Origin of the sequence: Myxococcus xanthus (assembly GCF_013116825.1) — a bacterium.
In the GTDB taxonomy this organism is placed as follows: domain Bacteria; phylum Myxococcota; class Myxococcia; order Myxococcales; family Myxococcaceae; genus Myxococcus; species Myxococcus xanthus_B.
The window spans coordinates 1-1,821 of record NZ_JABFNS010000279.1 but is presented as its reverse complement, the minus strand read 5'-3'; the positions used below and the strand labels follow the sequence as shown (position 1 = coordinate 1,821).

The window sequence follows — 1,821 nt, the reverse complement described above, 5'->3', positions numbered from 1 at the left end:
AACTGCGCCTCGTGCAGCCCCTCGCGGCGCAGCAACGCCCCCAACTTCTCACCCTCAAGCCCCTGGGCCACCACCAGCACGCGCAGCTTCTCCTCGGGCGTCCACTTCTTCGGGCCAGCGGGCTTCTGAGCTTGGCCCAGTTCCGTGGACACCCGAGATGTGATGGAAGGAGCACGGGATGTCCGCAACTGACGAGAAGCCGAAGAAGCCCCGCAGGCCGCGCCGGGAGTTCACCGCGGAGTTCAAGGCCGGAGCGGTGAAGCTGGTGCAGGAGGGCAAGTCCATCCCTCAGGTGGCCCGCGACTTGGACCTGACGGAGTCGGCACTGCGCCTGTGGGTGGAGCAGGTGAAGACGGACCGGGGCGAGGGCAAGCCCGGGGCGCTGACGACGGACGAGCGCGAGGAACTCTCCCGGCTGCGCAAGGAGAACCGCGAGCTGCGGCTGGAGCGGGAGATACTAAAAAATGCGGCGGCCTTCTTCGCGAAGGAGATGAAGTGAAATTCGCCTTCATCGACGCGAAGAAGGCCCTCTTTCCAGTCGCCACGCTCTGCCGTCACCTGGGCGTCTCCCGCAGTGGCTACTACGCCTGGGTGAAGCGTCCCGAGCAGTCCGAGCGCGCGAAGAGCGACCAGGCCCTCGGCGTCGAGGTGCTGGCCGTGCACCAGGAGAGCCGGGGCACGTACGGCGCCCCGCGGGTGCATGCGGAGCTGAAGGCGCGAGGCCGGCGGGTGGCTCGCAAGCGCGTGGCTCGGCTGATGCGCCAGGCAGGGCTGCGCGCTCGTACTCGGCGCCGATTCGTGCGGACCACCGACTCCGCGCATCTCCACCCCGTGGCTCCGAATTCACTGGAGAGGAACTTCCAACCCGGACAGACCGCACGCGCCTGGGTGGGCGACATCACCTACGTCTGGACCGAGGAGGGCTGGTTGTACCTGGCCGTGCTCTTGGACCTCTTCAGCCGCAAGGTGGTGGGCTGGGCGATGGGCGAGAGAATTGACCGCGCGCTGGTGCAGAGTGCGCTCGACATGGCGCTGCTGGGCCACCCCGCTCCCGAACTGCACCACTCGGACCGCGGCAGCCAATACGCCAGTCAGGACTACCGCCAATTGCTCGAGGAGCGTGGCATTGCGTGCAGCATGTCGCGCAAGGGCAACTGCTGGGACAACGCCGTGGCGGAGAGCTTCTTCTCCACGCTGAAGCAGGAGTTGGTCTACCTCACCCGCTTCGAGACACGCACGGCGGCCAAGGGGGCCCTGTTCGAGTACATTGAGGTATTCTACAACCGGAAGCGTCGCCACTCGTCGCTGGGCTACGTCAGCCCAGCCGAGTACGAGCGGATGGCCGCAACGAAGAGGCTGGCAGCATAGTCAACCTGTCCACCGAACCGGGCCAAGCTCAGTAGCGGACGAGGGCTGTCAATGAAGGCCCTGCCGGACGAGAAACGCCCGCATGGGGTTTCTTCGCGACGGCAGGCCGATCGCGTTTGGGGGCAGTCCCTCCTTGGGTGCGAGATTGGCCATGGCCCGCACATTGGCCAGGAAGACGTGAGCGACGAGGCACCGCGTATCCGTCCGGCCAGTGACGTGGCGTGAGCAGTTGCAGAGGGACAAGGGCCGTGTTCGGCGAGCGCCGCGAGGAGCGAGGAGCGAGGAGCGAGGTGCTCAGGGGCTGGGCTGGAGGGGCGACTCGGCTGATAGCGCAGTTCATCTGGGCTGAGCGACGGAGTAACCGCAGTAGGCGAACCAGCCTGCTGCGTCGCTTGGGGAGATGGCCGCCAGAGCGAGCTTTATGCCCTGGTGCAAGGCGGAGCGGGTCCGCAG

The 1,821-nt window shown here is 66.7% G+C and carries 1 protein-coding gene; it reads left to right on the top strand.

Annotated elements, in window-relative coordinates:
• Positions 1-178 precede the first annotated feature (178 nt).
• A protein-coding gene (locus HNV26_RS37260) for an IS3 family transposase (RefSeq protein ID WP_171445590.1) occupies positions 179-1,368 on the top strand; the annotation gives its coding sequence in 2 pieces (ribosomal slippage) (positions 179-458 and positions 458-1,368; 1,191 coding nt in all).
• The last annotated feature ends 453 nt before the right edge of the window (positions 1,369-1,821 follow it).